This is a genomic window from Sphingoaurantiacus capsulatus (assembly GCF_042648405.1).
Classification (GTDB): Bacteria; Pseudomonadota; Alphaproteobacteria; order Sphingomonadales; family Sphingomonadaceae; genus Sphingoaurantiacus; species Sphingoaurantiacus capsulatus.
This window is the reverse complement of record NZ_JBHRXV010000003.1, coordinates 219,223-237,270: the sequence shown is the minus strand read 5'-3', so window position 1 is coordinate 237,270 and position 18,048 is coordinate 219,223. Positions and strand designations below refer to the sequence as shown.

Below are 18,048 nucleotides of genomic sequence, written 5' to 3'. Positions count from 1 at the left end.
TCCTCCGAAATTGCGGGTAGAAGCGGCTCCGTGCTGCACCTCGTCCACCATCCCGACTATGTCGCGCCGCTGCCGCCCGGCCACAGCTTCCCAATGGACAAATATGGCCAGGTGATGCTGGCGCTGCGCGAGGCGGGCGCGGAATGGGAGGAGCATCGGCCCGAGCCGATGCCGCGCCAGTGGATCGAGGCCGTGCACAGTGCTGAGTATGTCGAGGCGGTGCTGACCGCGACCGTCGATCGCGAACGCGAGCGACGGATCGGCTTTCCGGTGACCGAGCGGGTCAGCCGCCGCTCGCAACTTTCGTCGGGCGGGACGTGGCTCGCGGCGAACCTCGCGCTCACGCACGGCTACGCGGCGAACACCGCCGGCGGCAGCCACCACGCGCTGCCCGATGGCGGTGCCGGTTATTGCGTGCTCAACGATCTCGCGATCACTACCAACCGGCTGCTTACTGAAGGCGCCGTCCGACGGGTGATGATCGTCGATCTCGACGTGCATCAGGGCGACGGCACGGCGGTAATGCTGGCTGGGCGGACGGACGCCTTCACCTTCTCGATGCACGCCGCGAAGAATTTTCCGGTGCGGAAAGCGCGCTCGTCGCACGATGTCGAGCTGCCCGACGGCATCGGCGATGACGCCTATCTGGAAACACTCTGTTGCGAGCTTCCGCCCATGCTCGACCGTTTCGCACCCGATATTGTGCTTTATCAGGCGGGGGTCGATCCCCACATGGAAGATCGATTGGGCCGTCTGGCGCTGAGCGATGCCGGGCTGGACGCCCGCGACCGCTTCGTGATGGCGGAGTGTCGAGAGCGCGGGATAGCCCTCGCGAGCACGCTCGGCGGCGGTTACAGCCGGGGCGACGCGCTCATCGAGGTGTCGCGCCGGCATGCGCGCTCGATCCTCGCGCTGGCGACTGAGGCGAAGCTCCGGTAGCTTCCCTTTCATATTTTCTTCTTTGTTGCCCCCCGTTTGGGGGCGTAGGTACGCGTCAACCAACAGCGGGCGGAAAAAAGCGAGCGATGGCAACCGCACTCAAGACGAATCCGGGGGATGACAAGGCCGGCGCCGAAGTGCGCGAGGCCGTGGTGGTCCGCTTCGCGGGCGACAGCGGCGACGGCATGCAGCTAACCGGCGGGCAGTTCACCCTGTCGACGGCGCTGGCCGGCAACGACCTGGCGACCTTCCCCGATTTCCCGGCCGAAATCCGCGCCCCGCAGGGCACGACCTTCGGCGTGTCGGCTTTCCAGATCAACTTCGGGTCGACCGACATCGAGACCGCGGGTGACGAGCCCGACGTGCTGGTGGCGATGAACCCCGCGGCGCTGAAGACCAATCTCGGCTCGCTGCGGCCGGGCGGCCTCGTCATCGCCGACAGCGGCGAGTTCTCGGCGCGCAACCTCGCAAAGGCCGGCTATGAGGTGAATCCGCTCGAGGACGGCAGCCTCGCGCCCTACCAGCTCCTCGCCTTCAACATCTCGCAGCTTACCCTTGAGGCCGTGAAGCCGTTCGGCCTCGGCAACAAGGAGGCGCTGCGCTGCAAGAACATGTGGACGCTGGGGCTCGCGCTCTGGATGTTCGACCGCGACCGCCAGCCGCTCGTCGACTGGCTGAAGTCGAAGTTCGCCAAGGCCGAGGTGCTCGCCGAAGCCAATATCGCCGCATTGAACGCCGGCCACGCCTATGGCGAGACCGCGGAGATCGGCGGGCCGCTGAAGCAGTTCACCATCGCGCCCGCCGATGTGGCGCCGGGCCAGTATCGCACCGTCACCGGTGGCGAGGCGCTGTCGATGGGGCTCGTCGCGGGCGCGCAGCTCGCGGGGCTGCCGATGTTCTTCGGCTCCTATCCGATCACCCCGGCCTCGTCGCTGCTGCACACGCTGTCGCGGCTGAAGGAATATGGCGTCACCACCTTCCAGGCGGAGGACGAGATCGCCGCCATCGCCTCGGCGATCGGCGCCTCCTACGCCGGCCAGCTCGGCGTCACCTCGTCGTCGGGCCCCGGCATCGCGCTGAAGGGCGAGGCGATCGGCCTCGCGATCATGACCGAGCTGCCACTGGTCATCGTCAACAGTCAGCGAGGCGGGCCGTCGACTGGTCTGCCCACCAAGACCGAGCAGTCGGACCTGTATCAGGCGATCTACGGCCGCAACGGCGATGCGCCGCTGCCGGTCATCTCCGCCCGCTCGCCCGCCGACACCTTCGAGGTGGCGATCGAGGCGTGCCGCATCGCGACGCAGTTCATGACGCCCGTCATGCTGCTGACCGACGGCTACATCGCCAACGCCGCCGAGCCGTGGCGGATGCCCGATATGGACGGGTTCGAGCGCTTCCCGGTGACCTTCCACACGGCGGTGCCGGAAGAGGGCAAGCAGAGCCCCTACGAGCGCGATCCCGAGACGCTGAAGCGCGTGTGGATCAAGCCGGGCACGCCCGACCTGATGCATCGCATCGGCGGCATCGAGAAGAGCTACGCCACCGGCCACATCAACTATGAGCCGGCGAACCACCAGAAGATGACCGACACCCGCAAGGGCAAGATCGACGGCATCGCGCGCTACATCCCCGATCAGGAGGTCGAGCTGGGCGCGGCGGGCGGCAAGCTGGCGGTGGTCGGCTGGGGTTCGACCTTCGGGCCGATCCACCAGGCGGTGCGGCGCGCGCGCGCCAAGGGCCGCGACGTCAGCCATATCCACATCCGCTACCTCTGGCCGCTGCCGCAGAACCTCGGCGAGCTGCTGAAGAGCTATGACCGGATCATCGTGCCCGAGATGAACACCGGCCAGTTGAAGACGGTGCTGCGCGACCAGTATCTGGTCGACGCCAGGCCGCTCAACAAGGTGTCGGGCCACCCCTTCAAGATCGCCGAGATCGAAGCCGCCATTGAAGATGCCCTTGGGGAGTCGCTGTCGTGAACGAGATGACCAAGATCACCAAGCCGGACGACTGGGCGACCGACCAGGAAGTGCGCTGGTGCCCGGGCTGCGGCGACTATGCCATCCTGAAGGCGGTGCAGCGCACCATGCCGGAGATCGGCGCCACGCCCGAAAACACGGTGTTCGTCAGCGGCATCGGCTGCTCGTCGCGCTTCCCTTACTACATGGAGACCTACGGTTTCCACACCATCCACGGCCGCGCGCCGGCGGTGGCGACGGGGGTGAAGCTCGCCAACCCGGAGCTCGACGTGTGGCTCATCACCGGCGACGGCGACGGCCTCTCCATCGGCGGCAACCATATGTTGCACCTGCTGCGCCGAAATCTCGATTGCCAGGTGCTGCTGTTCAACAACGAGATCTATGGCCTGACCAAGGGCCAGTACTCGCCGACCAGTCGCGTCGGCACGCGCTCGCCGTCGACGCCGTTCGGCTCGGTCGACCGGCCGGCCAACCCGTGCGCCTTCGCGATCGGCGCCGGCGGCCGCTTCATCGCGCGTGCCATCGACACGCAGAAGAACCTGCCGGCGGTGCTGAAGGCGGCCTACGCCAACAAGGGCACGAGCTTCGTCGAGATCTATCAGAACTGCATCGTCTACAATGACGGCGTGTTCGAGAATTTCACCGAGAAGAAGAACTCGGCGAACACCCAGCTCTGGCTCGAGGACGGGCAGCCGATGCTGTTTGCCGGCGGCACCAAGGGGATCGCGCTCAACCGCGAGACGCTGCGGCTCGAAGTGGTCGACGTCGTCGATGGCGACACCTCGAAGGTCATCGTTCACGATCAGACCAACAAGTCGATCGCGCAGATGCTCGTCGACATGCCGTTCCCGAGCTTTCCGGTGGCGATGGGCGTGATCTACGCCGACCCGGCGCCGACCTTCGAGAGCGCGGTGGTCGAGCAGAACCGCCAGGTCTCCGCCGGCAAGAGCGCCGACCTCAACGCGCTGATCCGCAAGGGCCAGACCTGGGAAGTCAACCAGAAGCAGCCGCACGTCATTTAAATCCCTCTCCCTTGAGGGGAGAGGGCGACTCGCGCGGTAGCGCGAGCGGGGTGAGGGTGATGCCTTTACGCAATCATCCTCGCTTGCTCGCAGATCACCCTCACCTTCCCAGCTGCGCTGGGCCCCTCCCTCTCCCCTCGAGGGAGAGGGGATTCAGGCTCGCTCCCGCCACCAGGCGGCGGCGAGCAGCGCGGTCAGCAGGCCCCACGCGGCCCACGGCGGCAACAGCGGCTCCTCGCGCACGCCAACGAGGCGGCCACCGTCGTTCCTGACAAGGCCTAGCCAGTTGCCGCCCGCCTGCCGCGCGCCGGCCGAGGTGCGGCGGATATCGGGAACGCCGGCCGCGAGCCCGAAGCTCCCGCCGTCCGACGCGGTCGCCAGCGTCTCCAGCGGGGCGGGGCGGGGCCGGATTTCCGACAGTTCGGCGACATCGCCCGCCAGCACGAACCGGCGCATCCCCTCGGCATCGACGCGGTAGAGGCCGTCCTCGGGAACGGTGGCTTCCGCGACATTGGCGTCGGGGCGGGCGTTCAGCGCCACAAGGCGGCTCGCGCCGTCCGGGCCGGTGAGCTGCACGCGCGTTGGCGGGTTCACGCCGCGCGCCACGATATCGAGCTTGCGGCCGCGCGCCCGCACGTCAAGCCGGTCCTCGGCGAGGTCGGGCTCCTGCATCAGCCAGTGGACGGTGCGGCGCAGCAGCTCATCGCGCGGGCCGTCGCCCTCCACAGCGCGCGCCCACCACCAGACGTTGGTCGAGGCGAGCAGGCCGATGCGCCCCTTGCCCTGCCGGTCGAGCATCAGCAGCGGGCGGTCGTCGACGCCCGTCATCAGCACCTGCGCACGCGAGCTGCGCACGTCGGCCTGCTCGCCCCAGGCGCCCCAGGGACCGGCGAGGCTCGCCGTCACCGGATGGCGCCGGCCGACGTCGCTCAGCGCCGGGGTGAAGGAGCGGGTAACCACCGGTCCTGACGGCACCGCGGGCAGGATCTCGCGCAGCAAGGTGTCGGCGAGGCCGCCGGCCTCGGCATATTCGTCGCCCGCCACCACCAGCATGCCGCCGCCATCACGCACATAGGCGACGAGGCGTCCGAAATAGCCCGGCGACAGCAACTCGGTGAGGCCGAAGCGGTCGAGGATGACGAGGTCGAAGCGGCCAAGCTGTTCCTCGAACAGCTCCTCGACGGGGAAGGGGATCAGCGCCAGCTCGTCGCTCGGCGTCGGGTCGTAGCTGGTGGGCAGGCGCAGGATGGTGAAGTGGACGAGGTCGATGTTGGGATCGGACTTCAAGGTGTCGCGCCAGACGCGTCCGCCGGGATAGGGCACGCCCGACACGAGCAGGACGCGCAGTCGGTCGCGCACGCCGTTCAGGCGCACCAGCGCGCGGTTGTTGACCAAGGTCGCCTCGCCGGCGGCCATCGGCGCCACCGACAGCGCCACCTCGATATCGCCGCGACGGTCGACGGGCACCGGCAGGGTGACTACCTCGCCGACCGGCACCTCGCGCGCCGGCTGCGCGACGCCGTTGACCAGCCAGTCGAGCCGCGCGGTGCCGCTGGCATCGGGGCCGTCGTCGATGCGCACCGAGATGGCGGCGGGCCGGCCGACGACGCTGTACGGCGGCACGCGGGTGACGACGAGGCGGCGGTCGCGCACCTCGGGGTTGCCGCCGAGCAGCAGATGCACCGGCCGCTCGGGCGGCAAAGCCGACGCATCGGTGGCTTCGCGGACGATGCCGTCGGTGATGAGCAGCGCCCCGGCGAGCCGGTCGGCGGGGACGTCGCGCAGCGCGCGGTCGAGCGTCGGCATCAGCCGCGTGGCGGCGCCCGGCTCGGGTCGTGCCTCGACGATGCGCCAGTCGACATCGGGCGCGGCGCGGCGCAGCGCCGTCACCGCCGCGTCGGCGTGGCGCTTGCCGCCGTTCACCTCCATGCTGCGCGAACGGTCGACCACCGCGACGGCGATGTCGGTTTGTCGCTCGCGCTCCTCGATGCGGCGCACCGGGTTGGCGAGCAGCAGCAGCGCGGCGAACGCGATGGCGGCGCGCAACGGTATGGTCCGCCGGGCGCGCGGCAGCGCCAGCGCGACCGTCACGGCCAGCGCGAGGCCGAGCGCGCCCAGCAGCCACAAAGGCACCAGCGGATCGAAGGCGATCACCGGCGCGCGTCCGTGCCCATGCGGTCGAGCAGCGCGCGGGTGTGCACCTGATCGGCCTTGTAGGTGCCGGTCAGCGCATAGATCACGAGGTTGATGCCGAAGCGCCATGCCTCTTCGCGGCGGGCGAGCGGCACGGCGGAGCGGTCTGACCAGGCATTGGCCCAGCCGGCGCCGCCGATTACCACGCCCGCGACGCGGTCGCTGCCGCCGGCCGTCCCCGCCTCGGTCCAGGTACCGGGCGGCAGGCGGCGGATCAGGTAAAAGCTGCGCGCCAGCACATGCTTCTCGTTCACTTCCTCGAGCTGCGGCAGGCCGAGCGGGCCGAGCAGCGTGCGCGCGGTGGCGCCGTCGTCATTGCCGCCGACGAAGTCGAACAGGATGAGGCCGCCGCGGTCGAGATAGGCGCGGACCCGCGCCGCGACGGCGGGCGACAGCGGCCGGGCGCTCGCCACCGGCCAGTACAGCAGCGGAAAGCGGCCCATCGAATCGCGTGCCGGATCGACCGCCTGCGGCGCGGCGGTGGCGACGGCGGTGCGCATCGTCAGCGCGCGACCGAGTGAGGCGAGGCCCTCGGCGCTGTTGCGGTCGAGCGCCGGATCGCCGGTGCGCACATAGCCGAGCTGGACCTGCGCCTGCGCCGCCTCGGCGGGCGACGGAGCGGCGAACAACAGTAGCGCGGCGGTGGCCGCCAAACGCGGCAGCGCGCCGCGCAGCTTCAAGGCGACCAGGCCATCGACAACGATCAGCAGCATCGCGGCCAGTATCAGCCAGCGACCAATGTCGATCGGCGCGGTCGCCGCCCCGGCGACGCGCAGACCGTCGGTGCGCAGCGGCGCGAAGCGGAAGGCGGGGCCAAGGTCGAGATTGAGCGGGCGGGCGACATCGCCGGCGCGATAGAGGCCGGGCGGCGTCTTCGGCGACGCGGCGACGCGCTCCCAGTCGGCGGGGGCGATGCGCGCGCGGATCGGCGCGGGCACTAACTCCCCATCGGCATCGAGCATGCGGTCGAGCGTCAGCGGCCGGTCGGCGGCGATGTCGAACGAGGCTGGGTTGGCGGCGAGCGGCAGCAGCCGGCGCAGCATCGCCTCGAACAGCCCGGTCAGCGGCAGCTCCGACCAGCCGGGCGCAGCACTGGTGTGGACGAACACCAGCAGGCCGTTGCCCTCGCGGCGCGCGGTGACCAGCGGCGTGCCGTCATTGAGCCACGCCCAGCGCATCGCGCCGGCGCTGTCGTCGCGGCCGAGGATCTGGCGGGCGACGGTCGCTTCGGGCGGCGCGGGCAGCCGCGCCAGCGGGCCGTCTTCGGCATAGCCGCCGATGCGCTGCGGCGCCTGCCACGAGAAGACGCCGCCGAGCGCGCGGGCCCCGGCGCGCAAGGGAGCGGGGGAGGCGGTGGTGCCGTTCTCGGCGATGCGCGGCCCGGCGAAGCTCACCGCCACCGCCCCGGCGCGCACGCGGCGTAGCAATACCTCGGTCTGGTCGCCGGAGGGGACCGGTGCATCGACGAGCAGGATCAGGTTCGCCGGATCGCGAAGCGCCGCATCGAGCGCCAGCGGTGCCACCTCGGCATGCGGCTCCAGTGCGCGGCGCACATAGAAAGCGCCTGATTCGAGCGGCGCGGCGTCGCCCTGCCGCGCGCCGTCCACGAGCGCGACGCGTGGCCGGCCGCTGTCGGCGTCGGCGAGCACCACCGCGCCAGCGCCGGGTGAATCGAGCGTCAGCCGGGCGACGCGGTTGCGGGCCGCGGCGTCGAGCGCCAGCCGGGCGGTCGCAGTGGCTCCTTCAAACGCGACGGTGGTGCGGCCGAGTTGCCCGCCCCGCGCGTCGCGGGCGATCAGCGCGACGCTGTCGGGGCCGCTTTCGGGCCGGACAAGTTGCGCGGCCCATCCGTCGCCGCTGCGGCCGGCGACGCGGATCGCCGGCTGGCGCGGCCTCACCACCTGCACCGCCTGACCTGCGAGCGCCCGTCGCAGCGCCGCGGCGCCGGCATCCTCGACGCCATCGGCGATCCACAGCTTGTCGCCATCGGGCAGCCTCGCCGCCACGGCAACGCGGTCGGTCGGCCACGGCCAGGCGCGCATCGCCTCGACGGTGGCGCGCGCCGTCGCGACATCGACGAAGCGCGGTGCGGGCGGACGCCCCTTCGGCCAGCCGCCCGGCGGCGCGGCGGTCGGCACGACCGCGACTTCGGTGCCGGCGAGGCGCAGGGCGTCGAGCCGGTCGAGCGCGGCGGCGCGGAGACGCGGCCAGTCGGCGCCGGCGATCCAGCCATTGTCGACGATCAGCGTCAGCCGCGCGGGCACCGCCTCGATCGCGGCCGGCTTCCACGTCGGCCCGGCAAGGCCCACCAGCAGCAGCGCCACCGCGCCGAGGCGGAGCAGCAGCAGCCACAATGGCGGCCGGCTGGCGGGCGGCGGGGGTTCGTCGCGCTCGCCGAGCAGCTTCAGCGAGGGTAGTTTCACCCGCCGCGGGGCGGGCGGCGTCAGCCGCAACAGCAGGTAGAGCGCCGGCAGCAGCGCGGCGGCGGCGAGCAGCCACGGGGTGGCGAAGACCAGCGAACCCATCAGCCGCGCAGCCAGCCGGCGACCGTCGCCAGCGCCGCGTCGGGCGCGTGATCGGTGCGGTGCATGAAGCTTGTCCAGCCCGTGACCTTGCCGATCGCGTCGAGCCTCGCCAGATGCGCGGCCCAGGCGGCGAGATAGTCGGCGCGGACATTCTCGGCGCGGGCGAACTCCTGCTCGGCGTCACCGGGCTCGACGCCCTCGAAATGGGTGCGACCGGCGAAGGGGAAGTCGACTTCGGCCGGGTCGGCAACCGCCACCAGCGTGCCGACCGCGCCAGCCGCGGCGGCGGCCTCGACCCAGTCGAGCGGCGGCCCGTCGAGGAAATCGCCGACCAGCAGCACCACATCCCCGGCGCGCATCGCCCCGGCCGGAAGCTGAGCTTCTGACGAGACGATGCTGGCGAACAGGCTATCCGGCTTGCTGTTGGCCCCGGGCCGCGCGAGATCGCCGATCCGCTCGCCCGCTGCCACGGCAGCAAGCCCGATCGCCGCGGCGATCAGTCGGGCGTGGTCGAGCTTGGTCGGCGCCCCATCGCGCGAGGCGAAATCCATCGAGGCGGTGCCGTCGACCCACAGCCACAGCCGTACCGGGTCTTCTCGCTCGCGCTCCCGGACGTAGAGATGGTCGGAGCGGCCCGAGCGGCGCCAGTCGACGCGGTCGATCGCCTCGCCCGGCTGCAGCTCGCGATACTGCCAGAATTCGCTGCCCGGCCCGGCGGTGCGGCGGGCGTGGCCGCCATGAAAGCCGGCGGCGCGCGCGCGGGCGCGGTTCAGCGAGAGCTGTCCGAGCCCGGCCGCCGCGCTGGCCGCGGCGTCGAGGCTCACGCCAGCCGCTCTTCCAGCCGCGCGAGGAGGTCGGCGACACCGCGCCCGCCGGCACGCGCGCCATAGGTCAGCGCCAGCCGGTGGCTGAGTGTGGGGGCGAGGAGCGCAGCGACGTCTTCGAGGATCGGCGCCGAGCGCCCGTCGAGGAAAGCGCGCGCGCGGGCGCCCATCAGCAGCGCCTGCGCGCCGCGCGGGCCGGGGCCCCAGATGATCTCGGGATTGTCGCTACCCGGGCGCGCTGCACGCACCACGCGCAGAATCGCCTCGACCACGCCTTCGGGCACCGGCATCCGCGGCAGCAGCGCCTGCGCGGCGATCAGGTCGTCGGGCGAGAGCACCGCTTCCGGCATCGCGTCATGCGGGCCGGTGGTGGCGAGCAAGATGTCGCGCTCGTCGTTGAGGCTCGGGTAGCCCACGTCGATCTGGAACAGGAAGCGGTCGAGCTGCGCCTCGGGCAGCGGATAGGTGCCGTCCTGCTCGATCGGGTTTTGCGTTGCCAGCACATGGAAAGGGGCGGGCAGCGGGCGGGTGGCGCCGGCCGCCGTCACCTGCCGCTCCTGCATGGCTTCGAGGAGCGCCGACTGGGTTCGGGGTGAGGCGCGGTTGATCTCGTCGGCCATCAGCAACTGGCCGAACACCGGGCCGGGCACGAAGCGGAAGGCGCGGCTGCCGTCGGCGCCGGTCTCCAGCACCTCGGCACCGAGAATGTCGGAGGGCACCAGATCGGGCGTAAACTGGATACGGCGCGTATCGAGCCCCATCACTGCGCCGAGCGACTTCACCAGCCGCGTCTTGGCGAGGCCGGGCAGGCCGACGATCAGCGCATGGCCGCCGGCCAGCAGCGCGATCAGTGCCAGATCGACGACAGTGCGTTGGCCGATTACCACCCGCTCGACCGCGTCGCGCGCCTCGGCGAAGCGGCCGGCGAGCCGGTCGAATTCGGCCTCGGCCTCGGCGGGAGACGCGGCGGCGATCGCGGAAGCGGGGGGCATGTCGGGGTCCAGCATCATCGCCAACGGTTACAGGGGCTACGCACCGCCCTATATGTGAGCAGGACATGCCAGACCGCAACGCGCAAAACGCCCCGAAGGACAGCCTCGGCCATTCACTGGCCGACGTGGCGCGCCTGCTCGCCGAAAAGAAGCTGCCGCCGGTCGACCGCTGGGCGCCGACGAATACGGGCGACAGCTTCATGCGCATCGCGGCCGACGGCAGCTGGTTCCACGAAGGGCGGATCATCCCGCGCCCGGCGCTGGTGAAGCTGTTCTCGACGATCCTGCGCCGCGAGCCCAACGGGCTCCATGTGCTGGTGACCCCGGTCGAGAAGCTCGACATCGAGGTCGAGGATGCGCCGTTCGTCGCGGTCGAGGCGACCAGCGAAGGGGCGGGCAAGGACCGCCGCATCGGCTTCCGCCTCAACACTGATGACTATGTGATCGCCGGTCCCGACCATGAGTTGCGCGTCGAGACCGCCGAGGACGGCAGCCCGCGGCCCTATCTGCATGTGCGCGGCGGGCTCGATGCGCTGGTGGCGCGCTCGGTGTTCTACGAGCTGGTAGAGCTGGCGCTGGCCGAGGGCGGCGAGCGGGTCGGGCTGTGGAGCGAAGGCGCCTTCTTCGATTTCGGAGCGGCCGCCGCGTGACGTTGCTCGATCGTATTCGTGAGGTGGTCGGCGGCGGCATCGAGGGGCCGGCGCTGCGCGGCGACTGGGATTTCATCGACGGCGTCGCGCGCACCCGCGCCTTCACGCCCGCCGCGGTGCTGATCCCGATCATCGACCGACCGACGCCGACCGTGCTGTTCACCCGCCGCACCGACACGCTGCGCCGCCACGCCGGGCAGGTCGCCTTCCCCGGCGGCCGGGTCGATCCCGAGGACGCCGGCGCCATCGAAGCGGCGCTGCGCGAGGCGCATGAGGAAGTGGCGCTTCCGCCCGACGAGGTGCGGGTGATCGGCACGACCGACCCTTATGAGACGGGTACCGGCTTTCGCATCACACCGGTTGTCGGCCTGGTGACGCCCGACCTGCCGCTGGTGCCCGCCGAGGCCGAGGTGGCGGCGGTGTTCGAGGTGCCGCTTGCGCATCTGCTCGATCCGGCCAACCATCAGCTGCGCGAGGGCGAGTGGCAGGGCCAGCGGCGCAGCTATTATGCGATCGACTGGGAGACGCATCACATCTGGGGCGCGACGGCGGGCATCGTCGTCAACCTGTCGCGCCGCCTGCAGCGCGAGGCGGCATGAAGTTGCCGCCGCAACCCTGGCAGGCGCGCGCGGGCGCCAAGCGCATCCTCGCGGCGCTCGGCGCCGACACGCGGATCGTCGGCGGTGCGGTGCGCGATGCGCTGCTCGGCATCGAGGTTGCGGACGTCGATCTCGCGACGCGGCTGAAACCGGAAGCCGTCGTCAAGACACTGGAGGCAGCGGGGATCAAGGCGGTGCCGACCGGCATCGCGCACGGCACCATCACCGCCGTGTCCGATGGCGGCATATTCGAAGTGACCACGCTGCGCCGCGACGTGTCGACCAACGGCCGCCATGCCGAAGTGGCGTTCAGCGAGGACTGGCAGGAGGACGCCAGCCGCCGCGACTTCACCATCAATGCGCTCTACGCCGACCCGGCGACGGGCGAGATTTTCGACTATTTCGGCGGCCTTGATGACCTGAAGGACCGTCGCGTCCGCTTCATTGGCGACCCGCTGAAGCGCATCGCCGAGGATCATTTGCGCATCCTGCGCTTCTTCCGTTTCCACGCGCGCTTCGGCGGCGAACCTCATCCGGAAAGCCTCGAGGCTTGCGCGACGCGCGCCAACGACCTGATGGCGCTGTCGCGCGAGCGCATCCGCGACGAGCTGTTGAAATTGCTGTGCGTCGCCGATCCGCTGCCGACGCTGCGGCTGATGTTGGAGCGCGGCATCCTCGTGCCGGTGTTTCCCGAGATCGAGGCGGCGCGGCTGGCTGATCTCGACCGCCTCGTCAGCATCGAGCGCGCGCTCGGTCAGCCCTGCGCGGCGCTGCGCCGGCTCGCGGCGCTGCTTCCCGCAGATGCCGCCCTTCTCGACGATGTCGCGGCGCGGCTGCGGCTGTCGAACGTCGAGCGCAAGCGTCTGGTGACGACCGCCGACCGGCTGACGAAAATCCCGGCGACGCCGCTGCCGCTCGCCTACCGCATCGGCGCCGACAGCGCCGCCGACCGGCTGCTGCTCGCCGCACATCAGCCCGATGACATCGCTGAGCCACTGAAGACGCTGGCTGCCTGGCAGGAACCGCGCCTGCCGATCTCCGGCCGCGACCTGATCGCGCTGGGCGTACCGGCGGGGCCGGAGGTCAGCCGGCTGCTGCTGCGTGTCGAGGATATGTGGGTCGAAGATGGCTTCCCGCCCGATCGCGAGGCGGTGCTCGAACTGGCGCGTCAAGCGCTGGCTTCGTCCGCCAGATAGGTTTCGGCGTCGGCCGCTGACAGCGGCTTCGCATAAAGGAAGCCCTGACCGACATGGCAGGCGAGATCGGTCAGCCGGTCGGCCTGCGCCACCGTCTCGATGCCCTCGGCGACGGTCTCCATGCCGAGGCTGGCAGCGAGGCCGAGGATCGCGGTGACGATCTTGTAGCTGTCCTCGGTCTCGAACATGTTGCTGACGAACGAGCGGTCGATCTTCAGCACGTCGATCGGCAGCTTCTGCAGATAGGCGAGCGACGAATAGCCGGTGCCGAAATCGTCCATCGCGATCGACACGTCGAGCGCCTTCAGCCGCTCGAGGATCGCGCCGGCGCGTTTCGGATTGTCGATGATGACGCTCTCGGTCAGCTCGATCTTCAGCCGGTCGCCGGGGAGGTCGGCCGCCTCGAGCGCCTGCGTCACCGCATCGACGACATCGTCGCGCACCAGCTGACCGCCCGACAGATTGACCGCCATCATCAGATCGTCGCGCCCCAGCCGCGTCCGCCATTCGGCGAGTTGGCGGCAGGCGGTGTTGAGCGCCCAGCGGCCGATCGGCACGATGAGCCCGGTCTCTTCGGCGAGCGGGATGAATTCGGACGGCTGGACGACACCGCGCTCGGGGTGCTGCCAGCGGGCGAGCGCCTCGAAGCCCGACACGCGGCCAGTCCGCAGGTCGACGAGCGGCTGGTAATAGAGGCGCAGCTCCTCGCGCTCGATGGCGTGGCGCAGATCGGCTTCGAGCTCGAATCGGCTTTTCGCCTGGTCGTGGGCGATCGGCTGGTAGAGTTCGGTGCGCGCGATGCCGGTCGCCTTGGCGCGATTGAGCGCGAACTCGGCGTCGCGCAGCAAATCCTCGGCGAAATTGGACGAGGTCATCGTGGTGGCGATGCCGATGCTGGCGCCGATGAACAGCTCGCGTTCGACGATGCCGAACGGCGTGCCAAGCGCATCGTGGATGCGGTTGGCGACATGTAGCGCTTCGTCGGGCGTGTCGATGCCGCGCACCAGCACGGCGAACTCGTCGCCCGACAGCCGCGCCAGCACGTCGCCGCCGCGGATGCAGGGCAGCAGGCGGCGGGCGAAAGAGATCAGCAGTTCGTCACCGGCCAGATGGCCGAGGCCTTCGTTGATCGACTTGAAGCGGTTGATGTCGAGCGCCAGCACGGCGGAATGCTGCTTATGGGCGATGCCGGCGCTCGCCTGCTCGATGGCGCTTTCCGCGGCCTCAATGAACATCACCCGATTCGGCAGGCCGGTCAGCGCGTCGTGCAGCATCGTCTGGCGCAGGCTGCGCTCGGCCTGCATTTCGGGGCTGCGGTCGCGCACGGTGACCATTACGCGGGCTGGTTCGTCGGGCAGGCGGGCGAGATGCGCCGACAGATGGCGGTCGCGGACGCCGACCGCACCGAGCCAGTTCACCTCGCGCGGATCGGCGCCGTCGAGCACTTCCTCGATCGCGACGACCAGTGCCGAGGCCTCGGCGAACGGGCGAAGCGCCACCAGCGGCAGGCCGATCGCGGCGTTGCGGCCGATGGCGGCCCAGCGTTCGAGCACGAGATTCGCGGCGCGGCAAACCGGGCCGTTCGGGCCGCGCTGCACGATGGCGGCGGCATAGGGAAGGGCATCGAGAATCGCCTGGGGCTCCTCGCGCACGACCGCGCGCTGCGCAGGCGCAGCAGGCAAGCGGGTCGATGCGGCGTTCGTCGCCACCCGGGGAGGCCTCTCGTCGTGCGGAGGCGCAGGGCGCGGCTCCTTGGTCAGTGCACCATGCCGAAAGAGGCTTAAGGCCGCGTAAATGAAAAGGCCGGCGCGAACGCCGGCCTTTCAGTTGAACGCGTTACCGAAATCAGGCGGCCCAGCGTTTCTTCAACGCCGAGGCCGTGTCGTGGCCGGCGCGCACCGATTCATAGGCGCGCTGTACGGCCTGCCGGACCTCGGGGGAGAGGTCTTCCTTCAGCGCATGCTCATACTTCGCCTTGATGATGTCCTCGCCGCGCTCGACCTCGTTGACCGCGGCGCGGGTGTCATCGTCGAACGCCGCGCGGATTTTCAAGAACTGGCGGTGCGCGGCGGCGAGAAGCGTGCCGTCATCTTCGGGCGTGCCGCCCAGCCGTACGACATGGCCGCGCAGCTCGGCGACGATCGAGCGGCGTTCAGAGGCGAACTGGCGGAAGGTCTGCGCGAGATCACCGGCCTTTTCGGTCTCGGACGCCTGCTCATAGCCGTCGGCCGAATCGATCGTGGTCTCGATCAGCGAATTGAGCGTGCGGATGTCGATGTCGGACATGGGCGTCTCCAATTGGTTGTGAAACCCATGAACGGGTGGCCGTCGCGCGGCGTTCCGACCCGCCGCCGGCGCCTACCGGGCGGCGGGACCGGCTCGTCGCGTCCCCTCGTCGAGCATCGCCTCATAGAAGGCGATGGCGCGCGCATAGTCCGCAACCGCGATGCGCTCGTCGGTGCCGTGGAAACGCTTCAGTTCGTCGGCATCGGTGCGGACGGGGAGGAAGCGATAGATGGCGCGGGACACCGGCTCATAGTGGCGCGCATCGGTGCCGGCGATGACGAGGCCGGGCGCAACGACCGCGTCGGGGAAGATACGCCGCGTCGCGCGCTCGACCGCCTCGAACGCGAAACCCTCGGTCGCCGAGACCAGCGATGGGTCACGGCCGCCGGCGATCGGGCGGACGGTGACGTTCGAATCGTCGATCACCGCCCGATCACGCGCGACGACGCTCGCCACCGTGTCGCCGGGCAGGATGCGGTGGTTGACGACGGCGCGTGCCGATTGCGGCAGCACGTTCGCCTTGGTGCCCGCATTGAAGATCGTCGGCGCGGTGGTGGTGCGCACCGACGCTGAGCCGGCGGGCGAGCCCGCCATCGTGCGCAGCACCAGCGGCTCGGTCAGCCAGCGGTTGGCAAGCACGACGCGCATCGGCAGGTCCATCGCCGGCCCGGTGCGGTCGAGCGTGCCGGCGAGCGGCGCGATCATGCGCGGCGGGAAGGGATCGGCGGTGAGCTTGCCGACCGCGGCGGCCAGCCGGCCGATCGCGCTGTCGGCGGGCGGCGGCGGCATCGACGAATGGCCACCCTCGGCGCCGGCAATCAGTTCGACCGAGGCGAAGCCTTTTTCGGCGATGCCGATCATCGCCACCGGCGGCTTCACGCCGGGCACGACGCCGCTGATCACCATCGATCCTTCGTCGAGCACGAGATCGAGCGCGACGCCGCGCGATTTCAGCAGCGCGGCGATCGCCTGGGCGCCGCCGCCGCCGACCTCCTCGTCATGGCCGAAAGCGAGGTAGACGGTGCGTTCGGGCTGCCAGCCGGCGACGATGCGCTTCTCGACCGCCTCGAGGATCGCCATCACCGCGGATTTATCGTCCCAGGCGCCACGTCCCCAGACATAACCGTCGGCGACGGTGCCGGCGAAGGGCGGGTGGGTCCATTTGCCCTCGGTGCCCGCCTCGACGGGCACGACGTCCATATGCGCGGCAAGCAGGATCGGCTTCGCCGCCGCGTCGCTGCCTTCCCAGCGGTAGAGCAGGCTGTGGCCGGCGACGGTCTCGCGGGTCAGCGTCGCGTGGCTGCGCGGGAAGCTGGCCGCCAGATAGGCGGCGAAATCCTCGAACGGCTTCGGATCGTAGCGGCCGCCCTCGAACGAGATCGTCTGGAAGCGCACCGCGCCGGCCAGTCGCGACAGCGCGTCGGGCGCAATCGGTGGCGGGGCGGGGCTCTCGGCGGCGCGATCCGGCGCGTCGCCGCCGAAGCGCGCGGTGTTGACGCCCATCACGACCGCCAGCACCAGCAGAAGCACCGCCAGCCCGAAGCCGACCTTGCGAAGTGCGCGCATTCCATCCTCCCCGCTCATTGCCGGCATAGTGGCCCGACGATGCTTATGCTGCCAACCCAACAAGTCTGATGACGGCACGCGCGGCTTCTGCCACGCTGCGCCGATGACGCCCGCCGTCCGCATGACCCTCTACAATGTCGTCTACTTCGCCGGTCTCGCCGGCGTGCTGCTGTTCCTGCCGGTGTGGTTCGAAAAGTCGCGCGACCTGTCGGGGGCGGAGATCGGCATCATCATGGCCTGTGCCGGTTTCGGCCGCATGATCGCCGGGCCGCTGGCGGCCGCCTGGGCGGACGGACGGCGCGACCGGCATGCGCCGCTGAAGCTGCTCGGGCTGGTGGTGACGCTGGCCTTCCTGGCGCTCGGCTTCGCGCCCAGCTTCACGACCATCCTCGCCGCCGCGCTCGTCGGCATCACCGGTTACTGGCTCATCGTCGGCTACATTGAATCGGGCCTGATGCGGCTCTGCGATCCGCTGTCGGGCCTCCATTATTCGCGGGCGCGCGGCCTCGGCTCGGCGGCGTTCGTCGCCGGCAGCCTCGGCCTCGGTTTCGCGATTGATGCCTTCGGCCCGCCGTCGGCGCTCACCACCGTGGTGATCCTGTGCGCGCTGCTCGCCGCCGGCGCGTGGCTGCTGGCCCCGGAAGCGGTCGAGCGCGGCGACGGTCCACCGATTTCGGCGCGGCTGCGCGAAGGGCTGGGGCTGGTGAAGCAGCCGGCCTTTTTCCTGCTGATCTTCGGCGCCGGTTTCGTGCAGGCGAGCCATGCCTTCTACAATGTGTTCGGCGGCCTCGTCTGGTTGAACCAGGGCATTTCGGGCAGCTGGGTCGGCGGGCTCTACAGCATCGGCGTCGCCGTCGAGGTCGCCTTCCTCATCCTGCTCGGCCGCTGGTCGGAACGCTTCCATGCCTCTTGGCTGGTGATCGCCGGCGGCCTCGGCGCGCTCGTCCGCTGGATCATCCTCAGCCAGCAGCCCGAGCTGATGTGGCTGATCCCGCTGCAGGCGCTGCACGGGTTGAGCTTCGCCGCCACCTATCTCGGCACCATGCGCCTCATCCAGCAATGGTACGGCGTCGATCGCGCCCCGACCGCGCAGATGATGTACCAGAGCTTCGCCGCTGCGCCCGAAGCGGCGCTCGCCAGCCTGCTCGCCGGGCCGCTCTATGATTCGTTCGGTGTGCTCGGCTATCTCGGCATGGTCGTGCTGGCCTTCGTTGGCCTGCTGCTCTCCCTGCGCCTGCGTACCACGCCGCCACCGGTCGTCACCTAGGCGTTCAGAG

At 70.4% G+C, this 18,048-nt stretch carries 14 protein-coding genes; 7 read left to right on the top strand and 7 right to left on the bottom strand.

Annotated features, from left to right (window positions below; all coding sequences use genetic code 11):
* The first annotated feature begins 30 nt into the window (after nucleotides 1-30).
* The 3 genes from ACFOMD_RS04480 (at nucleotide 31) to ACFOMD_RS04470 (ending at nucleotide 3,940) form a co-directional block, all read left to right on the top strand.
* Nucleotides 31-939: a histone deacetylase family protein gene (locus ACFOMD_RS04480; protein WP_380857463.1), complete on the top strand. Its 909-nt coding sequence runs from the start codon at nucleotides 31-33 to the stop codon at nucleotides 937-939.
* Nucleotides 940-1,025: 86 nt separating this feature from the next.
* On the top strand, nucleotides 1,026-2,918 hold the full coding sequence (locus ACFOMD_RS04475) for a 2-oxoacid:acceptor oxidoreductase subunit alpha (protein WP_380857460.1): 1,893 nt from the start codon (nucleotides 1,026-1,028) through the stop codon (nucleotides 2,916-2,918).
* The gene (locus ACFOMD_RS04470; RefSeq protein ID WP_380857457.1) at nucleotides 2,915-3,940 is read left to right on the top strand and encodes a 2-oxoacid:ferredoxin oxidoreductase subunit beta; all 1,026 of its coding nucleotides are present in this window, start codon (nucleotides 2,915-2,917) and stop codon (nucleotides 3,938-3,940) included. The genes ACFOMD_RS04475 and ACFOMD_RS04470 overlap by 4 nt, the downstream gene beginning before the upstream one ends.
* A 153-nt stretch (nucleotides 3,941-4,093) precedes the next feature.
* On the opposite strand, the gene ACFOMD_RS04465 is transcribed toward ACFOMD_RS04470, so the two are convergent.
* From ACFOMD_RS04465 to ACFOMD_RS04450, 4 genes are read right to left on the bottom strand one after another with little or no spacing between them, the layout of a single operon-like run.
* Entirely contained in the window at nucleotides 4,094-6,094 is a 2,001-nt protein-coding gene (locus tag ACFOMD_RS04465; protein ID WP_380857454.1) for a hypothetical protein, read from the bottom strand.
* Nucleotides 6,091-8,658 carry a DUF4159 domain-containing protein gene (locus ACFOMD_RS04460; protein WP_380857451.1) on the bottom strand — a complete coding sequence of 856 codons (2,568 nt, stop codon included), beginning with the start codon at nucleotides 8,656-8,658 and terminating at the stop codon, nucleotides 6,091-6,093. The genes ACFOMD_RS04465 and ACFOMD_RS04460 overlap by 4 nt, the downstream gene beginning before the upstream one ends.
* A complete protein-coding gene (locus ACFOMD_RS04455) occupies nucleotides 8,658-9,482 on the bottom strand; it encodes a DUF58 domain-containing protein (protein ID WP_380857448.1) in 825 nt (274 codons plus the stop codon). Before ACFOMD_RS04455 ends, ACFOMD_RS04460 begins: the two co-directional genes overlap by 1 nt.
* Nucleotides 9,479-10,474: an AAA family ATPase gene (locus ACFOMD_RS04450; protein WP_380857445.1), complete on the bottom strand. Its 996-nt coding sequence runs from the start codon at nucleotides 10,472-10,474 to the stop codon at nucleotides 9,479-9,481. The genes ACFOMD_RS04455 and ACFOMD_RS04450 overlap by 4 nt, the downstream gene beginning before the upstream one ends.
* 65 nt (nucleotides 10,475-10,539) lie before the next feature.
* On the opposite strand from ACFOMD_RS04450, the gene ACFOMD_RS04445 reads away from it, so the two are divergent.
* From ACFOMD_RS04445 to ACFOMD_RS04435, 3 genes are read left to right on the top strand one after another with little or no spacing between them, the layout of a single operon-like run.
* Nucleotides 10,540-11,124: a DUF1285 domain-containing protein gene (locus tag ACFOMD_RS04445; RefSeq protein ID WP_380857442.1), complete on the top strand. Its 585-nt coding sequence runs from the start codon at nucleotides 10,540-10,542 to the stop codon at nucleotides 11,122-11,124.
* Nucleotides 11,121-11,723, top strand: coding sequence for a CoA pyrophosphatase (locus ACFOMD_RS04440; RefSeq protein ID WP_380857439.1), 603 nt, complete (start codon nucleotides 11,121-11,123; stop codon nucleotides 11,721-11,723). Before ACFOMD_RS04445 ends, ACFOMD_RS04440 begins: the two co-directional genes overlap by 4 nt.
* On the top strand, nucleotides 11,720-12,919 hold the full coding sequence (locus ACFOMD_RS04435) for a CCA tRNA nucleotidyltransferase (RefSeq protein WP_380857436.1): 1,200 nt from the start codon (nucleotides 11,720-11,722) through the stop codon (nucleotides 12,917-12,919). Before ACFOMD_RS04440 ends, ACFOMD_RS04435 begins: the two co-directional genes overlap by 4 nt.
* Here ACFOMD_RS04435 and ACFOMD_RS04430 read toward each other — a convergent pair.
* The 3 genes from ACFOMD_RS04430 to ACFOMD_RS04420 all read right to left on the bottom strand — a co-directional run bounded on the left by ACFOMD_RS04430 (nucleotide 12,892) and on the right by ACFOMD_RS04420 (nucleotide 16,771).
* On the bottom strand, nucleotides 12,892-14,571 hold the full coding sequence (locus ACFOMD_RS04430) for a putative bifunctional diguanylate cyclase/phosphodiesterase (protein ID WP_380857433.1): 1,680 nt from the start codon (nucleotides 14,569-14,571) through the stop codon (nucleotides 12,892-12,894). The genes ACFOMD_RS04435 and ACFOMD_RS04430 overlap by 28 nt on opposite strands.
* Before the next feature lie 193 nt (nucleotides 14,572-14,764).
* Nucleotides 14,765-15,205 carry a PA2169 family four-helix-bundle protein gene (locus ACFOMD_RS04425; RefSeq protein WP_380857430.1) on the bottom strand — a complete coding sequence of 147 codons (441 nt, stop codon included), beginning with the start codon at nucleotides 15,203-15,205 and terminating at the stop codon, nucleotides 14,765-14,767.
* A 72-nt stretch (nucleotides 15,206-15,277) separates the two neighbouring features.
* The gene (locus ACFOMD_RS04420; RefSeq protein ID WP_380857427.1) at nucleotides 15,278-16,771 is read right to left on the bottom strand and encodes a M20 family peptidase; all 1,494 of its coding nucleotides are present in this window, start codon (nucleotides 16,769-16,771) and stop codon (nucleotides 15,278-15,280) included.
* A gap of 103 nt (nucleotides 16,772-16,874) precedes the next feature.
* Between ACFOMD_RS04420 and ACFOMD_RS04415 the strand changes: the two genes are divergently transcribed.
* On the top strand, nucleotides 16,875-18,038 hold the full coding sequence (locus tag ACFOMD_RS04415) for an MFS transporter (protein ID WP_380857424.1): 1,164 nt from the start codon (nucleotides 16,875-16,877) through the stop codon (nucleotides 18,036-18,038).
* Nucleotides 18,039-18,048 lie beyond the last annotated feature (10 nt).